Annotated in this window: 25 protein-coding genes; 16 read left to right on the plus strand and 9 right to left on the minus strand. The window is 68.5% G+C overall.

Going from position 1 to position 25,764, the window contains the following annotated elements; all coding sequences use genetic code 11:
• Positions 1-67: 67 nt before the first annotated feature.
• Positions 68-787 (minus strand): RraA family protein, encoded by a 720-nt coding sequence (locus F1599_RS16755; protein ID WP_149316084.1) that lies wholly within the window; start codon positions 785-787, stop codon positions 68-70.
• An 87-nt stretch (positions 788-874) separates the two neighbouring features.
• Here F1599_RS16755 and F1599_RS16760 point away from each other — a divergent pair, with 87 nt between their 5' ends.
• From F1599_RS16760 to F1599_RS16805, 10 genes are all read left to right on the plus strand, one after another.
• On the plus strand, positions 875-1,807 hold the full coding sequence (locus F1599_RS16760; protein WP_150083816.1) for a LysR family transcriptional regulator: 933 nt from the start codon (positions 875-877) through the stop codon (positions 1,805-1,807).
• Positions 1,808-2,050: 243 nt separating this feature from the next.
• Positions 2,051-3,091 carry a sulfonate ABC transporter substrate-binding protein gene (locus F1599_RS16765; protein ID WP_150083817.1) on the plus strand — a complete coding sequence of 347 codons (1,041 nt, stop codon included), beginning with the start codon at positions 2,051-2,053 and terminating at the stop codon, positions 3,089-3,091.
• Positions 3,088-4,275: an FMNH2-dependent alkanesulfonate monooxygenase gene (gene ssuD, locus F1599_RS16770; protein WP_149316081.1), complete on the plus strand. Its 1,188-nt coding sequence runs from the start codon at positions 3,088-3,090 to the stop codon at positions 4,273-4,275. Before F1599_RS16765 ends, ssuD begins: the two co-directional genes overlap by 4 nt.
• A 5-nt stretch (positions 4,276-4,280) precedes the next feature.
• Complete coding sequence (ssuC, locus tag F1599_RS16775) at positions 4,281-5,144, plus strand: aliphatic sulfonate ABC transporter permease SsuC (RefSeq protein ID WP_149316080.1); 864 nt, start codon at positions 4,281-4,283, stop codon at positions 5,142-5,144.
• A gap of 107 nt (positions 5,145-5,251) precedes the next feature.
• Positions 5,252-6,166 (plus strand): ATP-binding cassette domain-containing protein, encoded by a 915-nt coding sequence (locus F1599_RS16780; protein WP_150083982.1) that lies wholly within the window; start codon positions 5,252-5,254, stop codon positions 6,164-6,166.
• Entirely contained in the window at positions 6,166-6,783 is a 618-nt protein-coding gene (gene ssuE, locus F1599_RS16785) for an NADPH-dependent FMN reductase (protein WP_149316078.1), read from the plus strand. The genes F1599_RS16780 and ssuE overlap by 1 nt, the downstream gene beginning before the upstream one ends.
• Positions 6,784-6,821: 38 nt before the next feature.
• Entirely contained in the window at positions 6,822-7,040 is a 219-nt protein-coding gene (locus F1599_RS16790; RefSeq protein ID WP_150083818.1) for a TOBE domain-containing protein, read from the plus strand.
• Between the two features lie 17 nt (positions 7,041-7,057).
• On the plus strand, positions 7,058-8,026 hold the full coding sequence (locus tag F1599_RS16795) for an aliphatic sulfonate ABC transporter substrate-binding protein (RefSeq protein WP_150083819.1): 969 nt from the start codon (positions 7,058-7,060) through the stop codon (positions 8,024-8,026).
• 700 nt (positions 8,027-8,726) lie between these two features.
• Positions 8,727-10,289, plus strand: coding sequence for a glycoside hydrolase family 68 protein (locus F1599_RS16800; protein WP_150083983.1), 1,563 nt, complete (start codon positions 8,727-8,729; stop codon positions 10,287-10,289).
• Positions 10,290-10,366: 77 nt separating this feature from the next.
• On the plus strand, positions 10,367-10,744 hold the full coding sequence (locus F1599_RS16805) for a hypothetical protein (RefSeq protein WP_150083820.1): 378 nt from the start codon (positions 10,367-10,369) through the stop codon (positions 10,742-10,744).
• Between the two features lie 79 nt (positions 10,745-10,823).
• Here the strand turns inward: F1599_RS16805 and F1599_RS16810 are convergent, their stop codons facing one another.
• The 5 genes from F1599_RS16810 to F1599_RS16830 are packed head-to-tail and all read right to left on the minus strand — an operon-like array spanning position 10,824 to position 17,660.
• Complete coding sequence (locus F1599_RS16810; RefSeq protein ID WP_149316074.1) at positions 10,824-11,408, minus strand: glycerol-3-phosphate responsive antiterminator; 585 nt, start codon at positions 11,406-11,408, stop codon at positions 10,824-10,826.
• Positions 11,409-11,413: 5 nt separating this feature from the next.
• On the minus strand, positions 11,414-12,964 hold the full coding sequence (locus F1599_RS16815; protein WP_150083821.1) for an FAD-binding oxidoreductase: 1,551 nt from the start codon (positions 12,962-12,964) through the stop codon (positions 11,414-11,416).
• Positions 12,961-14,640, minus strand: coding sequence for a glycerol-3-phosphate dehydrogenase/oxidase (locus tag F1599_RS16820; protein ID WP_150083822.1), 1,680 nt, complete (start codon positions 14,638-14,640; stop codon positions 12,961-12,963). Before F1599_RS16820 ends, F1599_RS16815 begins: the two co-directional genes overlap by 4 nt.
• A gap of 18 nt (positions 14,641-14,658) precedes the next feature.
• Entirely contained in the window at positions 14,659-16,200 is a 1,542-nt protein-coding gene (locus tag F1599_RS16825; RefSeq protein WP_150083823.1) for an FGGY family carbohydrate kinase, read from the minus strand.
• Complete coding sequence (locus F1599_RS16830) at positions 16,197-17,660, minus strand: MFS transporter (protein ID WP_149316070.1); 1,464 nt, start codon at positions 17,658-17,660, stop codon at positions 16,197-16,199. Before F1599_RS16830 ends, F1599_RS16825 begins: the two co-directional genes overlap by 4 nt.
• Positions 17,661-17,893: 233 nt before the next feature.
• Between F1599_RS16830 and F1599_RS16835 the strand changes: the two genes are divergently transcribed.
• The gene (locus F1599_RS16835; protein WP_150083824.1) at positions 17,894-18,259 is read left to right on the plus strand and encodes a TraR/DksA family transcriptional regulator; all 366 of its coding nucleotides are present in this window, start codon (positions 17,894-17,896) and stop codon (positions 18,257-18,259) included.
• A gap of 20 nt (positions 18,260-18,279) precedes the next feature.
• Here F1599_RS16835 and F1599_RS16840 read toward each other — a convergent pair whose 3' ends face one another.
• Both F1599_RS16840 and F1599_RS16845 read right to left on the minus strand, forming a co-directional pair.
• Positions 18,280-19,410 carry an oxidoreductase gene (locus tag F1599_RS16840; RefSeq protein ID WP_150083825.1) on the minus strand — a complete coding sequence of 377 codons (1,131 nt, stop codon included), beginning with the start codon at positions 19,408-19,410 and terminating at the stop codon, positions 18,280-18,282.
• Complete coding sequence (locus tag F1599_RS16845) at positions 19,407-19,805, minus strand: RidA family protein (protein WP_150083826.1); 399 nt, start codon at positions 19,803-19,805, stop codon at positions 19,407-19,409. The genes F1599_RS16840 and F1599_RS16845 overlap by 4 nt, the downstream gene beginning before the upstream one ends.
• Before the next feature lie 156 nt (positions 19,806-19,961).
• Between F1599_RS16845 and F1599_RS16850 the strand changes: the two genes are divergently transcribed.
• The 3 genes from F1599_RS16850 to F1599_RS16860 all read left to right on the plus strand — a co-directional run bounded on the left by F1599_RS16850 (position 19,962) and on the right by F1599_RS16860 (position 21,585).
• Positions 19,962-20,861 carry a LysR substrate-binding domain-containing protein gene (locus F1599_RS16850; protein ID WP_150083827.1) on the plus strand — a complete coding sequence of 300 codons (900 nt, stop codon included), beginning with the start codon at positions 19,962-19,964 and terminating at the stop codon, positions 20,859-20,861.
• A gap of 194 nt (positions 20,862-21,055) precedes the next feature.
• Positions 21,056-21,319, plus strand: coding sequence for a type II toxin-antitoxin system Phd/YefM family antitoxin (locus F1599_RS16855; RefSeq protein ID WP_150083828.1), 264 nt, complete (start codon positions 21,056-21,058; stop codon positions 21,317-21,319).
• A complete protein-coding gene (locus F1599_RS16860) occupies positions 21,316-21,585 on the plus strand; it encodes a Txe/YoeB family addiction module toxin (protein ID WP_150083829.1) in 270 nt (89 codons plus the stop codon). Before F1599_RS16855 ends, F1599_RS16860 begins: the two co-directional genes overlap by 4 nt.
• A 191-nt stretch (positions 21,586-21,776) precedes the next feature.
• On the opposite strand, the gene oxlT is transcribed toward F1599_RS16860, so the two are convergent.
• Positions 21,777-23,099: an oxalate/formate MFS antiporter gene (oxlT, locus tag F1599_RS16865; protein ID WP_149316063.1), complete on the minus strand. Its 1,323-nt coding sequence runs from the start codon at positions 23,097-23,099 to the stop codon at positions 21,777-21,779.
• A 788-nt stretch (positions 23,100-23,887) separates the two neighbouring features.
• On the opposite strand from oxlT, the gene F1599_RS16870 reads away from it, so the two are divergent.
• Together F1599_RS16870 and F1599_RS16880 are read left to right on the plus strand one after the other, a co-directional pair.
• On the plus strand, positions 23,888-24,580 hold the full coding sequence (locus F1599_RS16870) for a putative glycolipid-binding domain-containing protein (protein ID WP_150083830.1): 693 nt from the start codon (positions 23,888-23,890) through the stop codon (positions 24,578-24,580).
• Between the two features lie 169 nt (positions 24,581-24,749).
• A complete protein-coding gene (locus F1599_RS16880) occupies positions 24,750-25,760 on the plus strand; it encodes an RNA polymerase sigma-70 factor (RefSeq protein ID WP_223819703.1) in 1,011 nt (336 codons plus the stop codon).
• The last annotated feature ends 4 nt before the right edge of the window (positions 25,761-25,764 follow it).

The raw sequence follows: 25,764 nt of genomic DNA on the forward strand, positions 1-25,764 counted from the left end.
CCGGCGGCGTTGGACCGCCAGAGGCCGTCGAGGACCGTCGATGCTCGTCAATGACATTCGGTGTCCGCTAATGGCTGGCGCGCTGCAGCACGTGATACCCGAACTGGCGGCGGGCCTCGCGCAGCGCCATGCCGCCCAGCGCCGCGTCGAGGATCCGCTGCTCGACATCGCGCGTCCGCAGCGCGCGCTCGATCACGCGCGGCGCCTGCGATCGCGGAATGACGACCACGCCGTCGGCATCGGCCAGCATGTAGTCGCCCGCGACCACGCGCACGTCGCCGAGGCTGACCGGCTGCCCGACGGCCGAGACCTGCACGCGATCCTTGCCGGTACGCATGAAGCGTCCGCGGGCATACAGCGGATAGCCGGCGGCATCGGCTTCCGCGGTGTCCCGGCAGACCCCGTGGATCACGGTGCCGGCGATGCCGCGATGCGCCGCCAGCCGGCTCATGATGCCGCCCCAGACGGTGCAGTCCAGCCGGCCGCCGTTGTCGAGCACGGCCACCGCGCCGGCCGGGATGTCGTCGAGAAAATCGCCGACGGTGCCGGGGGAGGCCACGTCCACCGGCACGAAGCTGACGGTGAAGGCCGGGCCGAACAACGCCGGCGCGCCGGCGATCGGCTGGATGCCGAGCGCGCTGCCGGGCAGGCGGAAATAGTCCAGGGCGTCGGAAACCTCGGCCGTGGAGAGCTCGCGGACGGCCTGCAGCCAGTCGTCTTCCCGCTTGTCTCCGTGCCCGTCTTCGCGTCCCACTGCGTGGCCGTCCCCGTGTTGCATGGCTTGCATGTCGATGTCCTCGTAAGCTTGAGGCGCAGTTTCAAGTAAAGTGCGAGCCGGATAAAACATCGATTATTGGACTCGGATTCAGAAAAAATGAACTTGCGACAGCTCAGCTATTTCTGCGCCGTGGTCGACGCGGGCAGCGCCGTCGAGGCCGCCAGCCGGCTGTTCGTCGCGCCGACGGCGATCAGCATGCAGATCGCGCAGCTCGAGGGCCAGCTCGGCGCGCCCGTCTTCGATCGTTCGACCCGGCCCATGTCGCTGACCGCCACGGGGCGCTTCCTGTATCCGCGCGCCAAGGACCTGCTGTCGCAGATGCGGCGGCTCGACGAGGAGGCGCGCGCGGTCGCCGCCGGCAATCTCGGCTGGCTCGGCATCGGCTTCACGCGCTCGGCGATCTTCTCGATCCTGCCCACGGCGGTGCGCCGCTTCCGCAAGCGCTTTCCCGATGTCCATCTCGATCTGGTCGAGCAACTGTCCGAGCATCAGCCCGCGCTGCTGCGGCGCGGGCGCATCGATGTGGGCATCTCGCGCTATATCGGCGAGTTCGAGCGCCCTGCCGATCTCGTGCATACGGTGCTGTTCGAGGAGCCCTTCGTCGCGGCGCTGCCGGCGACGTCGGCACTCGCGCGGCGCAAGTCGCTGCGCGCGGCCGATCTCGGCGCGATGGCGCTGATCCGGTATCCGAAGGACCCGCAGAGCGGCTTTGCCGACCTGATGCTGGCGGCGCTGCGCGAGGCGGGCGCGGACCCGCTGCCGGGCCACGAGGCGATCGAGATCCATACCGCGCTGGGGCTGGTGGCCGCCGGACTCGGCTTCACGCTGGTGGGCGCCTCGGTCGCCGAGGCGAACCGGCCCGATGTCGCCTTCGTGCCGATCGCGGACCTCGGCACCCGCGCGACCGTGGTGGCGGTGACGCGGGCCGATGCGTCGCCGCCGGCGGTGCAGGCCTTCGTCGCCGCGCTGAAGGAGGGCAGGGGCGGCCCGGAGCGCCCCGCGCCGCGACGGAAGTCCCGCGCGGGGTAGCGCGTCGCCGACGTGGCGCGTCGCCGTCATGTCGCCTTCCACTGCCATATCGTGGGGCACGGGGATGGCGGCATGATGGCCAACGTCGTGGTGCTGGCGCCGGGGCAGACCGTCGCGTCGTTGCCTTTGATGCGCGCGCATCCCACATGCGCTGACCGCGTATCGAAATCCGAAACGCTTCGTTTGTCATGGCGGCCCGCCGGGCTATCGTCGGGGCTACTCCGATCCCCGATCCATCAAGCCATGACGCTTTCGATCCCGAATCACGCGCTTCGCGGCCTCCGCGCGCTGGCCGCGCTCGCCATCGCCTGCGCCGCCGTGGCCGCTTCCGGCGCCGCGCTGGCCCAAACCGCTGCCGATACCTTGCGCATCGGCTATCAGAAGTCCGCCAGCCTGCTGGTGCTGATCAAATCGCAGCAGTCGCTCGAGCGCCGGCTCGCGCCGCTGGGCACCGCGGTCAAGTGGGTGGAATTTCCTGCCGGTCCGCAATTGCTGGAGGGCCTGAACGTCGGCGCCGTCGATGTCGGCTTCGTCGGCGAGGCGCCGCCGATCTTCGCGCAGGCCGCCGGGGCCGACTTCGTCTACATCGGTTTCGATCCCGCCGCGCCGCAAGCCGAAGCCATCGTGGTGCGCCGGGACTCGCCGGTGCGCACGGTGGCCGATCTGAAGGGCCGCAAGGTCGCGCTGAACAAGGGCTCGAACGTCCATTACCTGCTGGTCAAGGCACTGGAGAAGGCCGGGCTGAAGATCACCGATATCCAGCCGGTCTATCTCGCGCCGGCCGATGCGCGCGCGGCCTTCGAACGCGGTGCCGTCGATGCGTGGGTCATCTGGGATCCCTTCCTCGCCGCCGCGGAAAAGCAGGTCGGCGCGCGCGTGCTGGCCGATGGCCGCGGGCTCGTCAACAACTACGCCTACTACCTTGCCGCGCGGCGCTTTGCCACGCAGAAGCCACAGATCGTCGAGGCGCTGTTCGATGAACTGTTGCAGCAGGGCCGGCGCCTGAAGGCCGATACGCGTGCCGCCGCGGCGTCGATCGCCCCGCAGCAGGGGCTGGATGCCGACGTCGTCGAACGCACGCTCAATCGCAGCGAGTTCGGCGTCGCGCCGCTGACGCCGGCCGTCGCCGCGCAACAGCAGCAGATCGCCGATACCTTCCACGCACTGAAGCTGATTCCGAAGCCGATCCGCATTGCCGATGCGTTGCCTGCCGAGCGGGACAAATCGGAAAAACGGGACGCCGTCGCACAGCGCGGCGCGCTCCAGGCCGGAGATGCCCGATGAAAGTCCTGTGGTTCCTGCCCACGCATGGCGATTCGCGCTACCTGGGCACCGCCAGGGGCGCGCGCGCCGCGACCTTCGACTACTTCAAGCAGGTCGCGATCGCGGCCGACAGCCTGGGCTACGAGGGCGTGCTGCTGCCGACGGGCCGCTCCTGCGAGGACTCGTGGATCCTGGCCTCGAGCCTGATCGACGCCACGCGGCGGCTCAAGTTCCTGGTGGCGTTGCGCCCCGGGCTGATGCAGCCGTCGCAGACCGCGCGCATGGCGGCGACGCTGGACCGGCTGTCGGGCGGGCGCCTGCTGGTCAACCTCGTCACCGGCGGCGATCCGGAGGAGCTGCAGGGCGATGGCCTGTTCCTGTCGCATCGCGACCGCTATGCGCTGTCGCGCGAATTCCTGACGATCTGGCGTGAGATCCTGGCGCGCAGCCACGATGGCGGGGCGTTCGACTTCGCCGGCGAACATCTGCGCGTGGAGGGCGCGAAGGCGCTGTATCCACCGATCAGCCGGCCCTATCCACCGCTGTTCTTCGGCGGCTCGTCGCCCGAGGCCCACGACCTTGCCGCCGAGCAGGTCGATACCTATCTGACCTGGGGCGAGCCGCCGGCGGCGGTGGCGCAGAAGCTCGCCGACGTGCGCGCACGCGCCGCCGCGGTCGGCCGCACGCTGCGTTTCGGCATCCGCCTGCACGTGATCGTGCGAGAGACCGAGGAGGAAGCCTGGCGCGCGGCCAGCGAACTGGTGTCGCATCTGGACGAGGACATCGTCGCGGCGGCCCAGCGCAAGTTTGCCGCGATGGATTCGGTGGGCCAGCGCCGGATGGCGCAGTTGCATGGTGGCCGCTTCAACCGGGACGACGTCCGCCAGGGCCTGGAGATCGCGCCGAACCTGTGGGCCGGCGTCGGGCTGGTGCGAGGCGGCGCCGGTACCGCGCTGGTCGGCAACCCCGAGCAGGTGGCGGCGCGCATCCGGGAATACGCGGACCTGGGGCTCGAATATTTCATCCTGTCCGGCTACCCGCATCTGGAAGAGGCGCACCGCTTCGCCGAACTGGTGTTTCCGCTGCTGCCGCTGGCGCAGCGCGAGGCCGCCCAGCGCGTGCTGACCGGACCGTTCGGCGAGATCGTCGCCAATACCTTCGTGCCTTCGGCGGCCACGCCAGGCGCCAATCTGTCCGCGAGTTGAACGCCATGTCGAATCCCTCGAAAAGCGGTGCCGCGCTGGCGGCCGATTTTCCCGCGGCCGCGCCGGCGCGCGCGCTGCTGCCCCAGGGCTGGGCGGCTTCCGTGCTGCGGCGCGGCCTGCCGTGGCTGGTGCCGGCCTTGATCCTGCTGCTGTGGGAGCTGGCCTCGCGCAGCGGCTGGCTGTCGAGCCGCGTGCTGCCCGAGCCGCTGGCCGTGGTCGCCGCGTTCCGCACGCTGGCGCTGTCCGGCGAGCTGTGGCAGCACACCGCGGTCAGCGCGTGGCGCGCACTGGCGGGCCTGGCGATCGGCGGCGGACTCGGGCTGTTGCTGGGGCTGCTGAACGGCACGTTCCGCACGGCCGAGACGCTGCTCGATTCGAGCCTGCAGATGGTGCGCAATATCCCCGCGCTGGCGCTGATTCCGCTGGTGATCCTGTGGTTCGGCATCGACGAGGCGGCCAAACTGTTCCTGGTCGCGGTCGGCGTGTTCTTTCCGATCTATCTGAACACCTTCCACGGCATCCGCTCGGTCGACAAGGGACTGATCGAGATGGCGCGCAGCTACGGGCTGTCGGGTTGGGCGCTGTACTGGCAGGTGATCCTGCCCGGCGCGCTGCCGTCGATCCTGGTGGGGCTGCGCTTCTCGCTCGGGCTGATGTGGGTGCTGCTGATCGTCGCGGAAACGATCTCCGCGCAGGCCGGCATCGGCTACCTGACGATGAACGCGCGAGAGTTCCTGCAGACCGACGTGGTGCTGGTCGGCATCCTGCTCTATGCGCTGCTGGGCAAGCTGGCCGACCTGCTGGCCAAGGGGCTGGAGCGGTGGTGGCTGCGGTGGCATCCGGGCTATCAGAGCGCGGCGAAAGGCTGATCCCTCGGCCTGACCCCATCGGCCTGACCCCATCGGCCAGACCCCATCGGCCCGTCAAATCGACCTGATCGCGATCGACCCCTACCGGAGTTCATCCAATGCATGCCATGCAACAACATCTGCCGCTGCGGCGCGCGGGCAGGGAACCCGTCGAGCCCGGCGAGCCCACCGATCTGACCGCGCGGGCCGGGGCGCGCAGCGCCGAGCGCAATACCGACGGCCCCCATGCCACCCACGCCACCGGCCGCCCCCGCGGCACCGAGGTCGCGGTCAGCGGCCTGCACAAGGCCTATGGCGGCCGCACCGTGCTGCAGCACATCGACCTGCGCATCGCGCCGGGCGAATTCGTCGCCATCGTCGGCCGCAGCGGCTGCGGCAAGAGCACGCTGTTGCGGCTGGTCGCCGGGCTCGAAAGCCCCAGCGCGGGGCGGATCGCGCTCGACGGCCGGCCGCGGGACGGCCATGACGACGGAACCCGCATCATGTTCCAGGACGCGCGGCTGCTGCCGTGGAAGCGCGTGCTCGACAACATCGCGCTGGGCCTGCCGGGCCGGGAAGGGCGCGAACGCGCGCGCGAGGCGCTGGCGCAGGTCGGGCTGGCCGAGCGCGCCAACGACTGGCCAACGGTGCTGTCCGGCGGGCAGCGCCAGCGCGTCGCGCTGGCCCGCGCGCTGGTGCATCGGCCGCGCCTGCTGCTGCTCGACGAGCCGCTGGGCGCGCTCGATGCGCTGACCCGCATCGAGATGCAGCAATTGATCGAGGGCCTTTGGCTGGCGCATGGCTTCACCGCGCTGCTGGTCACGCACGATGTAGCCGAGGCCGTCGCGCTGGCCGACCGCGTGGTGCTGATCGAAGACCACCGCATCGCCCTCGACGAGCGCGTGCCGCTGCTGCGCCCGCGCAGCCACGGCGCGCCGGCATTCGCCGCGATCGAGGAACGCGTGCTGCGGCGCGTGCTGCGCCAGCCCGCCATCGCATCCCCTGACAACGACGCGCAGACCCGCGCATTGGCACCTCTCTGATGAATATCGTCGGCATTCTCGGCAGTCCCTCCACGCCTTCGCGTTCGGCCTATCTGCTGGAGCTCGCGCTCTCGCGGCTGGACGCGATCACGTCCTCCTACCGATCGATCCGGCCGCGCGACCTGCCCGCGCAAGCGCTGACGCAGGCCGATTTCGGCGACGCCCGCCTGCAGGACGCGGTGCGCGCGGTCGGCGAATCGCAGCTGGTGATCGTCGCCACGCCGATCTACAAGGCCTCGTACAGCGGCGTGCTGAAGGCCTTCCTCGATCTGCTGCCGCAGGACGGGCTGCGCGACAAGACCGTGCTGCCGCTGGCCACCGGCGGCAGTCCCGCGCATCTGCTGGCGCTGGACTATGCGCTCAAGCCGGTGCTGTCGGCGCTCGGGGCTCGCGACATCCTCGATGGCATCTACGCGACCGACCAGCAGCTGCCGTCGCGGCCGGAGGGCGGCTACAGCGCGGCGGCCGACATCGTCGAACGGCTCGACCGCTCGGTGCAGCGCGTCGCGGCCCGCGCGCGCGAACTGCGGGAGCGCGAGGCCGAGCTGGCACGGGCGGCGTCCGCGCGGGCAAACAGCGAGCCATGGCCGGCCGAGCGCGTCCGCTGGTCCGTCTGAGCGCGCCATTACCGAGCAATTTCAACCAGGAACCTGTCATGACGATTCATGCCATCAACGTACGCAACCAGTTCCGCGGCAAGATCCGCGAAATCATCGAGGGACCGGTCGTGTCCGAGATCGACGTCGAGACCTCCGGCGGACTGGTGGTGACCTCGGTCATCACGACCCGCTCGGTCAAGGAGCTGGAACTTGCGGTCGGCAAGGAGGTGATCGCGCTGGTCAAGTCGACCGAAGTGTCGATCGCCACGCTATGAAAGAAGGGGGGCGCAACATGCAGGGGAAGCGACGGCAGCTGCTGCTGGCGGGAGCCGGTATTGCGGCGTGGGCGCTGGGTGGCGCGGCGCGGGCGCAGGTGGGCGGCAAACCGGAAACCGTGCGGATCGGGTATCAGAAGTCGTCGACGCTGATGATCCTGCTGAAGTCGCGCGGCACGCTGGAGAAGGCCCTCGCACCGCAGGGCGTCTCGGTGTCGTGGCACGAGTTCACTTCGGGCCTGCCGCTGCTCGAGGCGCTCAATGTCGGCGGGCTGGACCTCAGCGCCGATGTCGCCGACGCGGTGCCGCCGTTCGCGCTCGCCGCCGGAGCGAAGCTGACCTACTACGCGATCGAGACGCCGTCGCCGACCGCGCAGGCGATCGTCGTCCCGCGCGATTCGCCCTTGACCTCGATCGCGCAATTGAAGGGCCACCGGGTCGCCTTCGCCAAGGGCGCCGGCGCGCATTACCTGCTGCTGGAGGCGCTGGCGCGCAACGGCCTGTCGATGCGCGATATCGAGCCGGCGTATCTGACGCCGGCCGATGCGCGCGCCGCATTCGAGCGCGGCAACGTGGCGGCGTGGGTCATCTGGGACCCGTTCCTCGCGGCCGCGCAGCGGCAGGCGCAGGCGCGCGTGCTGGCCGACGGCACCGGCCTGGCCAGTTATCGCCGCTTCTATCTGGCGGCAAGCGACTTCGCGCGCCGCCGCGCCGACGTGCTCGCCACCGTGTTCGATGCGCTCGCCCAGGCGGGGGAGTGGGTCAAGGCCAATCCCGCCGCCGCGGCGGAATGGCACGCGCCGCTGATCGGCCTGGACGCGGCCACCGTCGAGATCGCCAACCGCCGCCGCAGCTACCGGCTGCAGGCGGTCGACGCGCCGGCGCTGGACGAGCAGCAGCGCATTGCCGATGCCTTCCACGCGCAGCAGATCATTCCGCGCAAGGTGGTGGTGAGCGCTTCGGCGGTCTGGCGGCGGCAGGCCTGAACAACGCGTACACCGTGTGCACATCGCGTTCGCATCGCTTGTGGACCGCTGCGGACCGCTTGTGGACCGCTTGTGGACCGCTTGCATGCCGGCCCTATCGAAGGCTTGGCATTCGGCCAACCGGTGTACTAACCTCGTTCTACGTTGCGGTGAACCGGGTTTACCCGGGCCGTAACGGCGCCGTCGCAGGCGCACGCGCAGGGCGCTTGGCCTGGCTCGATTCAGTCCACTTCGCAATCCTCATGTGGCCATGCCCGGCAGGAATGATCCGCGCTGGCCAACACAGACCCGAACGATGACGGGGGCCATCCAGGTCCCGCGTCATTCTTCACGAGCGCGCATGGCGCAGCATGCCGATGCCGCCTTTGTCCGCGACCTGTCCTTGTGGTCGCGTGGGGACTTCCCCGGCAAGACGCTGGCTTCGGATGACCTGCACCGAGAGGCGCGCTGGTGTCCGCAGTGCGCGGCTTCGCGCGGAGTCACGCGGTTTCACGTGACCTCACGTGGCTTCACGCGGTGCCACGTATTGCCCGACAGGCCGCCCCTTCCCGCATCTGTCCGATTCCGTCCAGCGTCATGATCCTGTTGGCGCTCCCATGTCCGTCGTCGCGACGGCATCGGAGACGCTCGTCTCTTCGACGCCGAGGTAATCATGAACAATGTTTCTCTTCGCATCCCGGAAGGCATCGGCAGGTGCCTGATGGCGGTGGGCACCGCATCGGTACCCCTGCTGCTGGCGGTCGCGCCGGCCCGCGCCCAGACCCCGCCCGCCGCGCCCGCGCCCACTCCCCATACGCAGGAGGCCAAGGACCCGACCAGCAACTTCACCGCGCGATGGACGCGCGCCGATGCGCGCCAGATCATGGCGATGTCCTCGCCCAACGTGACCCCCGGGCAGAACTCGCTGCCGCAGCATCTGACGATGCCCGACATCCCGGCCAATTTTCCGCAGACCAACGATCGGGTGTGGGTCTGGGACACGTGGCCGCTGACCGATGCCAGGGCCAACCAGTACAGCTACAAGGGCTGGGAGATCATCTTCTCGCTGACCGCCGATCGCAATGCGGGCTATACGTTCGACGACCGGCATATCCATGCGCGCATCGGCTACTTCTATCGCCGCGCCGGCATTCCGGCCTCCCGGCGGCCCGCGAACGGCGGCTGGATCTATGGCGGGCATCTGTTCCCGGACGGTGCCAGCGTGCAGATCTTCGGCGGCGCGCCGATGACCCACAACGCCGAGTGGTCCGGCTCGACGCGCATCATGCCGGATGGCCGCATCGTGGTGTTCTATACCGCGACGTCGTTCAACCGATCGAGCCCGTCGGGCGGCAACATCACGCCGCCGATCGCCATCATTGCGAAGGCGGAAGGACGCGTGGAGGCCGACCACAACGGCGTGCGGCTGACCGGCTTCAACGAGCATATGAAGCTGCTGGAGCCGGACGGCACGTGGTACCAGACCGGGCAGCAGAACGAGTTCTTCTCGTTCCGCGATCCCTTCACCTTCGAGGACCCGGCGAATCCCGGCGTCACCTTCATGGTGTTCGAGGGCAACACCGCCGGTCCGCGCGGCGCGCGCACCTGCACCGAGCAGGACCTGGGCTACGCGCCGAACGATCCGCAGCGCGAGGACCTGAACGCGGTGATGGACTCCGGCGCGGTCTTCCAGAAGGCCAACGTGGGCCTGGCGGTGGCGATCAACAGGCAGCTGAGCCGCTGGGTGTTCCTGCCGCCGATCCTGTCGGCCAATTGCGTCAACGACCAGACCGAGCGGCCGCAGATCTATATCAAGGACGGCAAGTACTACCTGTTCACGATCAGCCATCGTTCGACCTATGCCGCAGGCGTCGATGGTCCGGACGGCGTCTACGGCTTCGTCGGCAACGGCGTGCGCAGCGACTACCAGCCGTTGAACAATGGCAGCGGGCTGGTGCTGGGGAATCCGACCGACATGAACCGGCCGCGCGGCGAGCCTTTCGCGCTCGATCCGACGCAGAATCCGCGAACGTTCCAGTCGTATTCGCACTACGTGATGCCGGGCGGACTGGTCGAGTCCTTTATCGATGCGATCGGCGCGCGGCGCGGCGGTTCGCTCGCGCCGACGGTGCGCATCGACATCCAGGGCGCCAACACGGCGGTCGATCGCAGCTATGGCGTCAATGGGCTCGGCGGCTATGGCGACATTCCCGCCAATCGCGAGGCCCTGTTCAGCCTGCGCGGCGTGCTGATCGGCGACCTGGTGCGCCGGCTGTTCGATTGAGGGAGGTTGCGATGCAAAGGATCGCTGTATTGCAAGGCAGGCGGCCGGCCGCGGCGCCGCGGAAGGGGCTACTGCCATTGCTGCCATTACTGCCATTACTGCCATTACTGCCGTCGCTACTGCTGCTGGCTGCGTGCGGCGGCGGCTCGCCGGACGATGGCGCGCGGCTCAGCGACGCGGCGCAGCGCGCGCTGAGCGAGGCGCCAGCTGCCGCACCGCCGGACACGGCATCGGCCGCCGCCGCGGACCCGTTGGCGACCGCGGCCGCCGAAGGCGTGATCGAGGGCGAGGCGCCCGAATCGGCCGGCACGCCGCCGGTCGCCCCGCATCCGACGCGGCTGGTGATGCTGGAAGACGGACTCTACGCCCGCGACGCCGGCGACAACTGGAAGAAGTACGAGAACGGGAGCTGGGTATCGGTGCACGCGCCGCAGCTGCCGTCGGGCATGCAGTAGCGTGGAGAGCGGCGCGGCACGGCCGATGCGTTGGCATCGACCGTGCGCGCGCCCTTGAACCCTTCAGCCCTTCATCCCCTTATCCCTTCAGCGCCTTCGGCTCCAGGTGCCACAGCTTGCGGTCGCTGGTCGACACCGCGACCGCACCGTGGGCCAGCGCGCTGCGGATGTCGTCCTGGTTGCAGACGAAGCCCGAGGTGACGATCGGCGGCAGCCCCTTGCGGTCCGCCTCGGGAAGATGCGCCAGCATCGGCGCCGGCATGATCTGCACGAGGTTCGGATCGCTCTGCTCCAGCGCCTTGACGCTGCGCGGCCAGGTCGAGCGGTCGGTCACGAAGACCTTCTGCATCGTCACCATGCCGGCGCGGTTGGCGCGCTGGATGGTCGCCACGCGAGTCGAGACCAGGCTCGCCACGCCGATGTCGGCCAGGTAGTCGACGCCGCCCTTGTCCTGCGACAGGCCTTCGCAGCTGTCGATATTGACGATGACGTACTTGCCGGCCTGGGTCAGCGTGGCGACCACCGGCTGCAGCTTGCGCAGCTCGACGTTGGCGACGATCGACACCTCGGCGGCGCTGTCGACGAAGGCGTCGACCTGTTCGACCCCGTACAGCGTCGCAATGACGGGATGCCGCATCAGGCGTGCACCGAGGGACTTGTCCATGGCGTTTATCGGGCTTCGTGGGAGAGAACGTCGGTCAGGCCGAGCTTCCCGGGGTTCAGGATGTTGTGCGGATCGAGCGCGCGCTTCACGGTGGCCAGCAGCGGGAAGGCGCTGCCCAGCGACGGCGCCATATAGGGCGCGCGCAGCAGGCCGATGCCGTGATGGTGGCTCAGCGCGGCATTGTATTGAATCAGCACCGCGTTGGCCGCATCCCAGGCGGCGCGATACCACCGTTGCCGGTCCTCGACCGCGACCTCGCCGCGCAGCGAGAAATACAGGCAGGCGCCGTCGACATAGGCGTGCGACTGGTGCGCGGAGCCGGCCAGCGTGCCGGGCACCGCGTTGATCGCGGCGACCACGTCGCGATAGATATCGGCCAGCGCGCTCCACGGCCCGCACATCTCCAGCGTATCGGCGACGAAGCCGGGGCTGCGCTTGAAGCCCTCGGCGCTCTTGCCGGTCAGGTAGCGCGTATCGAGCCAGCGCTCGAAGATCGCATCGCCGTCCAGCGGCTCGCCCAGCTCGCGGCACACGCGTTCGCTGATCGTCATCACCGCCTCGACGATCTCCGGCGCGCCTTCGTCGGCGACCAGCAGCACATTGGTGTCGGGCAGGCCGAACTGCACGCCGCTCTCGAGTTCGTCGTAGAGCCGCAGCGCAGCCGGATTGCCGCCTTGCTGCAGGATCTGCCGGCAGGCCTCCAGGCCGATCGCGAAAGTCTTGAAGCCATAGGCGATGGCGCGGCCATGGTCCGGCAGCCGATGCAGCTTCAGCCGTACGCGCACGATCACGCCGAGCGTGCCTTCCGAGCCGATGAACAGCTGCTGCAGGTCCGGTCCGAGCGCCGCGCGCGAATAGCCGCCGACGGTGACGAGGCGCCCGTCGGCCAGCACCACGTCCATGCCGAACACCATGTCCTCGATCTTGCCGTAGCGCGTCGACAGCTGGCCGGCGCCGCGGCAGGCGACCCAGCCGCCCACGGTGCTGATGGCATACGACGACGGCCAGTGGCCCATCGTCATGCCGTACTCGCGCTGGATGGTCTGCTCGAAGATGTCGCCGAACATGCCGGCCTCGACCTCGACGATCTGGCTGTCGCGATCGAAGCCGATCAGCCGGTTCATGGCGCACACGTCCAGCACGATGCCGCCGCGCACCGGCAGCGCGGCGCCGGTGACATTGCTGCGGCCGGCGGACACGGTGACCGGGACGGCGCGCTCGCTGGCGATGCGCATCACCGCCTGCACCTGCTCGACGGTGGAGACGCGCACGATCGCCGCGCGGGGCGTCGCCGGCTTGCCGGCGGTCTCGGTCATCATCGAACCGGCCCACCAGTCGCGCGTCCACGCGACCACGCTGCCGGTATCGGTCAGCACCTCGTCGGCGGCCTGCCGCAGCGCCGCGAGCGTGGCGGCGTCCACCGTCACGGCATCGCGCTGCAGGCCCGGCGCGTCGGGCGTCCGCGCGATGGTGGCGGCGTAGCCCGGCGGCGTGTGCGCGCCGACCACGTAGTTGCCGCGGTTGTAGCCGCGCTTGATGGCTTCCTTGCTGATCATGCTGCATCTCCCATGAGAACGGATTTTTCGAGGGCAACGGCGTCGAGGTAGTCGCCGACCTGCCGTGCCACGGCCGCCTCGGACAATCCGAGTTCGGCCTGAAGAAGTTGGCCCACGCGCGCGGCGGCGCGGGCGGAGGCGTCGCGCGCCATCAGGCGGGCGCGCATGCGGCGCGACAGCACGTCGTCGACATTGGCCGCGAGTTCGTGGCGGGCCGCGTAGACGACCTCGGCCTCGGTGTAGGGCAGGCCCTCGACGATCGGCCGCGCGAGGCGCGGATCGGCCTGCAGGATGTCGCTGACGAAGCGCGCCTCGGTGCCGTAGCGCTCGCCCAGGTGCGCCGACAGGCCGCCCGAGGCGACGATGGCCTGCGCGTCGTAGCCGGCCGCGCCCAGCAGCCAGGCCGATTTCGTGCGGCATGCCGCGCGCTTGCCGATGACCTTCTGCGCCGCGTCGATGGTCTGCTCGGCCATATGGCGCGAGGTCGTCAGCTTGCCGCCGACCACGGTCACCAGTCCGTCGTCGGCGATGCGGATGTCGTGATCGCGCGGGATTTCCAGCGTCTTGCCGCCGGGCGGCGCCACCAGCGGCCGGCAGCCGGCGATGCTGCCGACCACGTCCTCGGGCTGCAGGTCGGTCTTCAACGCCGAGCGCGCGCCCTCGAGCAGGAAATCCAGCTCTCGGCGCGTGCACAGCACGTTGTCGAGATCGCCCTCGTAATCCTCGTCGGTGGTGCCGAGGTAGGAGACATTGCCCCAGCGCGTGATGGTGGCGCGGCGGTTGCGGCCGGGCACCGGGATCGTCACCGTGCAGTCGTTGCGGATCTTCAGCCAGGGGATTGCGACATGCACGCCCTTGGCCGGGCGGATATGCAGCGTCTTCGCTTCGCCGGTCTTGCGGCCGGTCCAGTCGCGCAGCCAGACGCCGGTCGCCATCACCACCACGCCGGCGCGCACGCGGATCTCCCGCTCGCCGGCCTGGACGATGGCGCCATCGACCTTGCCGTGGCCGTCGCGCGTGATCTCGGCCACGCGGGCATGGTTGACCACGGCGGCGCCATGGAAGGCCGCGGTGCGCGCGATATTGAGCGTCAGGCGGGCGTCGTCGACGCGGGCGTCGAAGTACATGAAGCCGCCGGTCAGGTATTGCTCGTTGAAGGTCGGGCAGTGCGACAGCACTTCGGCCTTGGTCAGCTTCTGGTGCAGGATGCCTTCGCGCCAGCCGCCGGCCAGGTCGTAGGTCCACAGCAGGCTGTCGAAGGCCTTGGCCAGGCGCTTGTCGAACACGCCGTCGCGCTCCATCACCGGAAACAGGAAGGGCAGCCGCTGCACCAGATGCCTCGCATTGCGGCGCAGGCGCTGGCGCTCGAGCAGCGAATGGCGGACCAGGCGGAGATTGCCGTGCTCGATATAGCGCAGGCCGCCGTGCACCATCTTCGAGGACTTGGACGAGGTGCCCGAGGCGAAGTCGCTCTTCTCGACCAGCGCGACGCGATAGCCGCGCAGCGCGGCATCGAGCGCGGTGTACGCGCCCGTGACGCCGCCGCCGACCACCAGCACGTCGAACCGCTCGCCTTGCAGCCGGTCCAGCTGCTCCGTGCGATCCAGCCGCAAGGGCTCGGTGCTGGCCATGGCGGCGCGCGCGCGGCTGGCGCTTCGGGATGGCAGAACCATCATGTTGATTGCTTCTCCTTGTTATTGGGCCGCGAGGGCGTGGGATTGAGCCACTGCATCGACGTGCCCGAGTTCCGATGCGATGCGCGCATGCCACAGCGCGCGGCGCGCCTCGCGCTGGTCCGCGCCGATCGCCGGTTCGAACACCGCGTCGGCGGCGGTGGTGGACCGGGCCTGCTGCAGGTCGTCCCACAGCAGCCCCGACGAGCCGGCCAGGAACGCGATGCCGCGCAGGCTGGCGCGGTCGGTCTCCTTCATGCGCAGGATCGGCAGGCCGGTCAGGTCGGCCTGCATCTGCAGCAGCGCGTCGCTGCCGGACAGTCCGCCGCCGACCAGCAGGCTCGATACCGCGACGCCGGCCATGTCGCGGTTGGCTTCGATGCAGGAGCTGACCGAATGCGCGATGCCGTCGAGGATGGCGTAGGCGATCTCGGCCTGCGTGGTCGCCATCGAGATGCCGTTCAGCGCCGCGCGCGCGGCCGGCTCCATGCGCGGCACGCGCAGGCCGGTCAGCGCGGGGATGAAGGTCACGCCGCCGGAGGACGACACGCCGGCGGCCAGCGCGCTGATCTGCCGGGCGTCGTCGAACCAGTGCAGCTTGTCGCAGATCCAGTTCAGCGCCGAGCCGGTGGTGGCGACGAAGGTCTCGACCGAGAAGTGCGACTGGCCGCCGTGGCGGCGCGCCGTCATCGTCAGCGTGCTGTCGGAGCGGCCCATCGCCGGCGGCAGCGTCGGGCCGACGATCAGGTCGACGAAGCTGCCGGTACCGTGCAGGCACATCGACTGGCCGGCGTCCAGGCAACCCAGGCCCACCGCACCGGCCAGCTGGTCGCCGGCGCAGGCGAGGATCGGCACGTCGATCCCCAGCACGTCGGGCCGCGTGCGGCCGAAGTCGTCGGCGTCCTGCCGCAGCGTGGGCAGCAGCTCGGCGGGAAAGCCCAGCGCATCGAGCCAGTCGAGCCGATAGCGGTGCTCGGCCAGCACGTAGGCGCTGCACGAGGTGGCGTTGGTCGGCGTGGTCACGACGGCGCGTTCGCTCGACAGGTGCCACAGCAGCCAGCTGTCGATGGTGCCGAAGGCGAGCCGCCGCGCGCGCCACGCGTCGGCGACGGCCGGCGTCTCGCGCAGATGCCGCGCGGCCCACAGGTAGGGCGAGCGCACGCCGGCCGGGCGGCCGACGCTCGGCCGCAGCTTCGCATCCCACGCCGCGGCGAGGCGTTCCAGCTCGGCGGCGTAGCGCGTGTCCTGCCACACCATTGCCGGTACCAGCGCGCGGCCGGTGGCGGTATCCCACAGCACCGCGGTGGCGCGCTGCGTGGCGATGGCCAGCGCCACCACGCGCCGTCCTTCACGGTCCGCATTGGCCAGCGTCGCGCGGCAGACGGCCAGGGTCTTGTCGAGCAGGACATTGGCGTCCTGTTCGACCACGCCGGGGCGCGGCGAATCGACGGTCAGCGTCGTGTATTCCAGGCACGAGACATGGCCATCGGCGCCGACCAGCGCGGCGCGGGTGCCGGACGTGCCTTCGTCGATGGCGAGAATGACGTCGGTGGGGCGGGTCATGGCCGGGACTTCTCGATGGCGGGATTGAGAAAAGGCGAGGGCGCCTCGGTGTCGCCGCGGAACTGCGGGGCATCGGCCTCGTTGTCCGGATGGACGGCCGTGCGGGTCGGATCCCAGCGGATCGCGAAGCAGATCAGGCTGGCGACCAGCGGCACCACCGACAGGATCAGGAAGGTCTTCTCCAGCCCGTATTCCGCGCGGAACAGCGGAAACACCAGCAGGCCGAGCGCGGCACCGATCGCGCCCAGCGCGCCGATCACGCCGTTGGCGCCGGCGCGCAGCTCGCTGCGGAAGGACAGCGACGACAGGCTCTTGCCGTTGGCGCCCGGGCCGCCGGAATGGAACAGGATGAACAGCGAAGGCACCACCACCGCGACCCACAGCGGCATCTTGCCGTTGAACAGGCCCAGCACCAGCAGCATCGCGAACACCGCGGCAAAGCCGAAGGCGGAGGCGCGGCGCAGGCCCAGCCTGCGGCCGATGACCGGCGACAGGAAGCCGCCGACGATGCCGCAGACGTTGAAGACGAGCGCGCCGATGGTGGCGTAGACGAAGTCCTTGCCGAACAGCGCCGCACTGATCAGCGGCAGGTACCAGCCGATGGCGAAGTACTGGATCGACTGGCCGATCTGCACGGTCGCCGCCAGGATGGTGCGCGGCAGATAGATGCCGCGGAAGATCAGCAGCACATTGGCCAGCCCCCGCCGCGCCTGGTTCAACACCGGAATGCGTTCGGCCGGCGGTGCCGCGGTGAAGGGGCGGCCGTAGATGCGCGTCATGGCGAGCGCGGCGGCCTCGAGCCGTTCCTTGCGGGCCAGCCACGTCGGGCTCTCGACCAGGAACAGCAGTTGCAGCACCAGGATCGCCACGCCGAAGATCGCGGTGGCCGCGACCGAATAGCGCCAGATCGCATCGCCGACCTGCCACGAGTGGAACAGCAGCGCCAGCAGCAGGTTGGTGCAGACCGCCGTGTACCACATGCCTTGCCAGGTATTGAGGCGGCTCTTGAGCTTGACCGGGGTGAATTCGGCCAGCACGGCCATCGCGATGGCGAAGTCGATGCCGTAGGCCGCGCCGACGAAGAAACGGCCGACCAGGATCACTTCAAACGTGGGCGCGAAGACGACCAGCACGGCGCCGACCACGGCCAGCACCTTGGCCAGGATCAGCGGACGCACGCGGCCCCAGCGATCGGCCATCCAGCCGCCGATCGGATTGAAGGCGATCGCGACCCACGAGGCGAACGAGGTCAACAGCGCGACCTGTGCCGGCGCGAGCGCGAGATCGCGCGTCATCGGCCCGAGGCCGGCGCTCAATGCGGAATTGGAAAAGGCGTCGAGAAACAGTCCACCGAGTGCGAGCCACCAGATCAGGCCGGCTCTGCCCCGTATACCCGGACAGGAATCGATATAGGCGATGACATCGTCGATGCCACGAAGGCGGATGGCAGGCGCTTGCACGGCGGTCTCCTTGAATTGTTCTGTAAGAGGCCGCAGCAAACTGCACGCGCTAAGAGACCATCCTACAGATGGTCTCTTATCTGAATCTGCCCGGCCAATGTAGGCCGTCGGGCTTGATCAGTCAAGCGGGAAAACCCTGCCGGCGCCATGTCGGGAACGGCGCGAGAGCCGGGATGTCGATCACATATGGCACGGCTCGGCGGCAGCCGAGATGACACCAGATGGAGGGCGACATGTCGCTTCTGAACCAGGAACAACTTGCCGCGCTGCGCGGGCGGCTGGATGCGCGCGAGCGCGAACTGCAGCCGCTCTATCAGCAGGGACGCGATCGTCCGTCCAGCAACCCGGCCAGGGAGCCGCAGGACCTCGTCGACACCGCCGAGGGCGTCAACGAGGAGCTGGACCGCGCGGCGCTGCAGCAGCACTACCGCGGCGAACTGAACGATATCGCGCAGGCGCGCGAGCGCATGGATGCCGGCGAGTACGGCGTCTGCCAGGACTGCGAGCAGGAGATTCCGTACGCGCGCCTGCTGGCCAATCCGACCGCGACGCGCTGCGCGCCGTGCCAGGAACGGCGCGAGCGCACGTTCGCCAGCTAGGGCGGACGAGCGCTCGCCATTCAGGCCACCAGCGGCAGCGCTTCGCGCATCCGCAGCTCGGCGGGCTTGATCTCGCCGAACGGCGACAGCAGCGCGGGATCGAAGGGACGCGGTGCGATGCCTTGTGCCACGCGCCCTGGCCAGTCGGGATTGGCCAGCGCGCCGCGGCCCAGCGCGACCAGGTCCGCGCCATCGGCCAGCGCGTCCTGCGCGCGCGCCGGCTCGTGCAGGCCGCCGTTGGCGATCACGGTCAGATGCGGCGCGGCAAGCCGCGCATGCCGGACCAGCGAGCGCGCGTCGCCGGGGAAGGCCGGCTGCCACGCCTCGAACTCCGTCACGTGCAGGAAGTCGATGCCCGTCTCGGCCAGTCGGCCGAACACGATCGCCGCGCCCTCGGCCCCTTCGGCCCATTTATGCGTGAAGTCGTTGACCTTGCCCTGCGAAATGCGCACGCCGACCGGAAAGCCGTCGCCGACCGCGCCGCGCACGGCGCGTGCGGTCTGCTCGGCGAGCCGGATGCGGTTCCCGATCGGCCCGCCCCAGGCATCGTCGCGCCGGTTGGTGTAGTCGGTCAGGAACTCATCGAGCAGATAGCCGTTGGCGCCGTGGATCTCGATGCCATCGAAACCGGCGACATCGCGGGCGAGCCGCGCCGCTTCGGCAAATCCGGCGATCGCCGCGTCGATCTCGTGCGGCGCGATGGCGCGCGGCGTGCGATAGGGCCCCTTGCCGCGATAGACGCCCATCTGCATGCCCTTCGGCGCGATGGCAGACGGGCCGACCGTCTCGTTGCGGAAGCGGTTGGCCTGCGACAGCGCGCCCGCATGCATCAGCTGCACGAAGATGCGGCCGCCGGCAGCGTGCACCGCGTCGGTGACCGCGCGCCAGGCGCGCGCCTGCTCCATGTCGGTCAGGCCCGGCTGCCCGGCATAGCCCTGCGCATACGCGCGGTCGGTGTAGCTGCCCTCGGTGACGATCAGCCCGAAGCCGCCGCGCGCAAAGCCCGCGTAGTAGTCCACCATGGTCGGCGTGGGCACGCCCTCGGGCGTCGCGCTGATGCGCGTCATCGGCGCGACGACGAGCCGGTTCGGCAAGGCGAGGCCGTTGAGGTCCAGCGGATCGAACAGCGTTGGCCGTGCCTGGGCGTTCATGCCGGCGCTCCTTCGGCCACGGCGATGGCCTCGATCTCGATCAGCGCCTCGGGCGAATACAGGCTGGAGATTTCGACGATGGTGTCGGCGGGGTACGGCGCCGAGAACCACTTGCGGCGCAGTTCGACGATCTTGCCGAAGTTGTCCATCGACTTCAGGAAGATCGTGACCTTGGCCACGCGGTCCAGGCTCGAGCCCGCGGCCTCGAGCGCGCGCCGCAGATTGCGGAAGGCCTGCTCGGCCTGCTTGTCGAAGTCGCCGCGGCCGACGATGTTGCCGTCGTCGCCGATGGCGGCCTGTCCAGAGATGAAGACCAGATTGCCGACGCGGATGCCCTGCGACAGCAGGAACGGCGCGTACGGATCGGGGTTGGTGCGGACTTGTTCGAGCAGCATGGGAAACTCCGGGGTAAAGTTGAGGGAATTTCATCCGTCAGGCGGCCACCTTCATGACCGCAGCGGAGAATGTTCGCAGTATCGTGATCCCAGGCAGGCCCGACAAATGGTCAAATCTCACGTTATGGATGAGTTCAACTCATTCATGGAGTCGTCATGAGACGCCTTCCTCCATTGAGCGCGCTGCGCGCCTTCGAAGCGGCGGCAAGGCGCCTGAGCTTCAAGCGCGCGGCCGACGAGCTGAACGTGACCGCGACCGCGATCAGCCACCAGATCCGGCTGTTGGAGGAATGGCTGGGCGTGCGGCTGTTCGAGCGCGAGACGCGCAAGGTCGATCTGACCGCGAGCGGGCGGATGCTGTTTCCGGCGATCCGGGACGGGCTCGACGGCTTCGAACGCGCGGTGCAGCTGGTGCAGCGCCAGCGCGCGGCCAATATCGCCACGCTGTCGTCCACCGTCGCGTTCGTCGCCAAGCGGCTGGCGCCGCGCGCGGGGTCGTTTCGCGCCGCGCATCCGGAATGGACGCTGCGGCTCGACGCCTCCAATGCCGTGGTGGATCTCGACAGCGATGCCGACGTGGCGATCCGCTATGGCGGCGGCCACTATCCGGGGCTGACGGTCGAGCCGCTGTTCCAGGACCGTTTTGCGCCGGTCTGCAGCCCGCATCTGCGGCTGTCGTCGCTGAAGGACTTGCGGCACGCACCGCTGATCCATTTCGAGTGGGGCGCCGGCGTACGGCAGGACCCGCGCGCCGCGGTGTGGGGGCATTGGCTGGAAGGCGCCGGCGCCGGCGACATCGATGCGTCCGCCGGGCTGTCCTTCACCGACGAGATCCACGCGATCCAGGCCACGGTCGCGGGGCAGGGCGTCGGCCTGCTGAGCCTGACGCTGGTGGCCGAAGAACTGGCCTCGGGCGTGCTGGTGCAGCCGTTCGAGTTGTCGTTGGAGAGCTTTCGCTACGACCTGGTCTACAGCCCGCGCGCCGCCGAGCGGCCGGCGACGCGGCTGGTGCGGGAGTGGGTGCGGGCGGAGTTCGGCGAGGCCGCTGCGCGATAGGGAACGCGACCGGGCCGCGTTGCGCTCAGGCCGCTGGGCTCTACTGGCAGTTCGCCGGGCAGGTGCAAGGAATGAGAATGCGGGGCATAGGTTGCTGCACTTCTGGCCAGTACACTCGGATGTACCGCCGAGCAAGGTCGCATGCCTCTCTGCTATACTTGTTCAATTAGTTGGACAACTCTATGGAGAAGGCCATGCGAACAATCCACTTCTCCGATGCCCGCAACAATCTGAAGGCGGTCATCGATCAAGCCATTGCCGATCACGACGCGATCCTCATCACGCGACGCGACGCACCCAACGCAGTGATCATGTCGCAAGAGCAATACGACAGCTGGGTGGAAACCATGTACCTGCTGAGCAATCCGGCCAACGCAAAGCGGCTGATGCAGTCAATTGATCAGCACCGGAGCGGCAAAGGCGTGAAGCATGATCTGATCGATCCGGATGCTGAATGACGCGCCACCTCACCTTCATGCCTGCCGCCTGGGAGGACTACATCTACTGGCAGGGGCAGGATAAAAAAACGCTGAAACGGATCAATGCCCTGATCCAGGACGCGCAGCGGAATCCCTTCGAAGGCCTGGGCAAGCCAGAGCCGCTCAAGGGCACACTATCCGGTTATCGGTCACGGCGTATCGACGATACGAACCGGCTTGTGTACTACGCCAACGATGACGAGCTGGCCATCATTGCCTGCCGTCTTCACTACGGCGACAAGTAAGACTGCAGCAAGCTCAGTGCAAAAGTCGCCATCGTTGCGCTCCGGATTGAATGATGGCGCAGGCGGCGACCCATCTCCTGGCGCTGTATTGAACAAGACTGCTGCAAGGAAAAACGGGCTTCCGAAGAAGCCCGTGCAGGGTGCCGGCGTGCCTGGCGTGTGCCCGGCGTTGCCGGCGGGTGAGGGTCCGGTCAGGCCGGGACCTGTGTGCCGGCTGCCGCTGCCTCCTTCGAGAACAGGCTCCTGGACGCCGCCACGTGTCCGGCCAGCACCGGCCGCAGCACCATGAAAGCCAGGAACGCCGCGATCAGGTCCATCGTCGCCACGGTGTAGAGCACGGTGGACCAGGTGCCGGTCGCCTCCATGATCAGGTTGCCGATCGGCACGAACAGCGCGCCGATGCCCTTGGCGGTGTAGAGCACGCCGTAGATCTTGCCGATGTGCTTGGTGCCGAAAGCATCGCCGGCCAGCGCCGAGAACAGCGAGTAGACCTCGCCCCAGGCCAGGAACACCACGCCCGATAGGATCAGGAAGGCGTACGGGTTGTGGCCGAAATACCCCAGCGCGATGATGCCCATCCCTTCCAGCGAGAACGCGATCACCATGGTCTTCTCGCGGCCGATATGGTCGGAGATCCAGCCGAACAGCGGCCGGGAGACACCGTTCATGATCCGGTCGAGCATCAGCGCCAGCGGCAGCGCGGCCATCACGAAGAAGTGCAGGTCGACCTGGAAGTCCTTGACGCCGAGGTCCTTGGCGATGACGCCGAGCTGCGCCACGGCCATCATGCCGCCGGTGACCACCAGCACGAACATCACCAGCATCAGCCAGAACAGCTTGGTGCACATCGCTTCCTTCAGCGTGTAGTCGCGCGTGGCCTGCACCAGCTTCTGGGACGCCTTGACCTCGTGGGCCCTCGGCGAGCGCAGGAACCATGCGGCGGCGAACGCCAGCGAGCCTTGCAGCACGCCGAAGAACAGGAAGGTGTGCTGGAAGCCGGACGACTCGATCATCGCGGCGATCGGCAGGATCGTGGCGGCCGAACCGGCGCCGTAGCCGCCGGCCGTCAGGCCCACCGCGAGGCCGCGGCGATCGGGGAACCACTTGATCGCGTTGTTGATGCAGGTCGCGTAGATCGAACCGACACCCAGGCCGCCGACCGCGGCGCCGATATAGAAGCCCATCAGCGTGGTGGCCTGCGAATTGATGATCCACGCCCCACCCATCAGCACCGCGCCGAATGCCACCATCATGCGCGGACCGAACTTGTCGATGAAATAGCCTTCGATGGGCGCCAGCCAGGTCTGCACCAGCACGAACACGGTGAAGGCGATCTGGATATTGGCGCGCGACCAGCCGAAGGTTTCCTGGATTTCCGGAACGAACAGCGTCCAGGCGTATTGGACGTTGGCGGTGGCGATCATGCAGATGACGCCAACGAGAAGCTGTATCCAGCGCGTCTTTTCGGAGACCTCGGGATTGGGGCGGAATGCCGCCGTCGACGAATTATTCATGGCGCACTCCTTCAATCGTTTGATTCTTCCTGTCCGAATGTGCGGTGCCGCACCTCGGCTCGGATATCGTCGCTAGCATTTCAATGTCTCCTGTATCGTTGGCTTCTATGTCCGTTACACATCCGCTCCTGAAACAAAAAACCCTACGCTATTGCGCTGCCGGGGGCGGCAGGCGCGATCGGAACTGAAGGATGGGGCGAAGCGGGCTTGCTTAAACTGATCTGGCGGCGATGGACGACCCGGTCGAATCGATTTCCATGCGTTCCTCCTTGCCGTTGGTGTCCCTCTGTTGGGGTGCCGGTTGCCATCACGGTCATCGCCCCGCTCGCATTGGGTGTGGCGATGGGTTACAAGGTATGTGATATATCAATTAAGTCAAGTGAAAGGGATGGCAGGGTTTTCACCAGCAGGGATTCATTCCCGGAATCACTATGCTGCGCCGCTTCAGGTGGTTATCGAATGATTATGAAAAACAAAAAAGGCGCACCAATAAAATGGCGGACGACGCGTATTGCGTGACGCCTTTGCGCAATGCGCGGTGCCATTGTGTGCAATATGGAAGGATTAATTGACGGCGGAACGGCTTACCATGCGGCCATTTATGAATAATATTCGCGGTCATTATGTGTCGGGTCGGACAAAAATAAATCAATACCCGGAATCGATACCGATTGCGCATCACCGGCCGGCCGATGTCGCGGTAGATTGACGGTCTTGATGGCAAGGGCCGGCGCCACGTGCAGGGCGCCCTCGCGCCCAGGCCTGTCTGCGCAACAAGGAGGACGATCATGAATCCATCGACATCCCCGGCCGGCAAGATGCAATCCGCCGATGTGCAACTGGTGGCGTGGTCCTGGCAGACGCGGACCGGCCTCGATGTCGCCGCGGTGATCCACGCCCCGGATCGCGTACGGGTCGAAGGGCGGATGCAGGCGCAGTGGGACGACGGTCCGCTGGAGCTGGCCTATCGGCTCGAATGCGGAGCGGACTGGCGCTTTGTCCGGCTCGATGCCCGCACCGTGTACCAGCGCGACACGCGGACCCTGCAGCTCGCGTGGGACGGCGGGCAGTGGACCGATGGGCACGGTCCGCGCGATGACCTCGCCGACGCCGCCTACATCGACATCATGGCCACGCCGATCACCAACACGCTGCCGGTGTGCTACGCCAGCTGGCAGCCGGGCGCCAGCCAGGTCTTCACGATGGCCTATGTCCGCCTGCCCGAGCTGACGGTCGAGCCGGTCCGGCAGCGCTACACCTTGCTGGCCACGGAAGCGGACGGCCGCCGCCGCTTCCGCTACGAGACGCTCGGGCCGGCGGCAGAACGGCAGGCGTCCGGTACCGGCCTGAGCGGCTATCACGGCCAGGACTCCGCATTCACCGCCGAGTTGGTGGTCGACGCCGCCGGTCTGGTGATCAGCTATCCCCCATATTGGGACCGGATGCCGGCCGCACGGGCGCTGGCGGAGCACGGCGCCTGACCGCGGGGCGGCGGGCGATACGGGCTTTCTCCGACGCGGCTCGGCAGCGCTGTCACAAACGGCCCGCGCCAGACGTCTTGGGTTTGAACTGACTGCTACAGTGCCACGCCGGCACCGTGGCGGCGCCACGGTTGTGCCATGGCATTGACCCTTGACGATATCGAACGCGATGACCCGCCCACCCGATACCCGCGATCGGCCGGACCCGGCCACCACGGCCACCACGGCCACCACGGCCACCACGGCAGATACGGGCACCACCGCAGCTACGGCGGCTACGGCTGCAACGGCCGCCCCCGCCGACCCCGCCACGCTGACCTTCGCCCGGCTGCGGCCTCGCCTGCACGGCATCGCCTACCGGATGCTGGGCACGGTCGCGGAAGCCGAGGATGTGGTGCAGGACGCCTGGCTGCGTTGGCATGAGGCCGACCGCGGCAGCATCGACAACGCCGAGGCCTGGCTGGTCACCGTGACCACGCGGCTGGCGATCGACCGGCTGCGCATGGCCAAGACCCAGCGCGAGCACTACGCCGGCATCTGGCTGCCCGAACCCGAACTGACCGAATCGCCCGCCACCCCCGAGCAACTGACCGAGCGGGCGGACGACCTGTCGGTGGCATTCCTGCTGCTGCTTGAACGGCTGACCCCGGAGGCGCGCGCTGCCTTCCTGCTGCGCGAGGTGTTCGACGCCGACTACGCCGACGTCGCCCGCGCGATCGGCAAGAGCGAAGCCGCGTGCCGTCAGCTGGTCAGCCGCGCCAGGGTGCAGCTGCGCGACGAGCGGCCGCGCTTTGCCGTCCCCCGCGAGACGCATCTGCGCCTGCTGCAGGGCTTTGCCCAGGCGATGGAGCGCGGCGACATGGCAGCGTTGCAGTCGATGCTGGCGGAGGACGCCGAGCTGATCGGCGACGGCGGCGGCAAGGTGCCGAGCTTCCCCAAGCCGCTGGTCGGCGGCTGGCGCATCGCCAAGGTGTTCGCGGTCGGGCCGCAGCGCCACGGGCAGACAGTACGCGCCGAACTGGCGCTGCTCAATGGCGACTGGGCCGTGCTGCGCTTCATCGACGGACAGCTGGAATCGGCGCAGTGCTACGAGACCGACGGCGAGCGCATCGTCCGCATCCACGCGCAGCGCAATCCGGACAAGCTGCTGCGCATCGCGCTGGCCCGCGGCGCCTGCTGAGCGA

It is taken from the genome of Cupriavidus cauae (assembly GCF_008632125.1).
GTDB classification, from domain to species: domain Bacteria; phylum Pseudomonadota; class Gammaproteobacteria; order Burkholderiales; family Burkholderiaceae; genus Cupriavidus; species Cupriavidus cauae.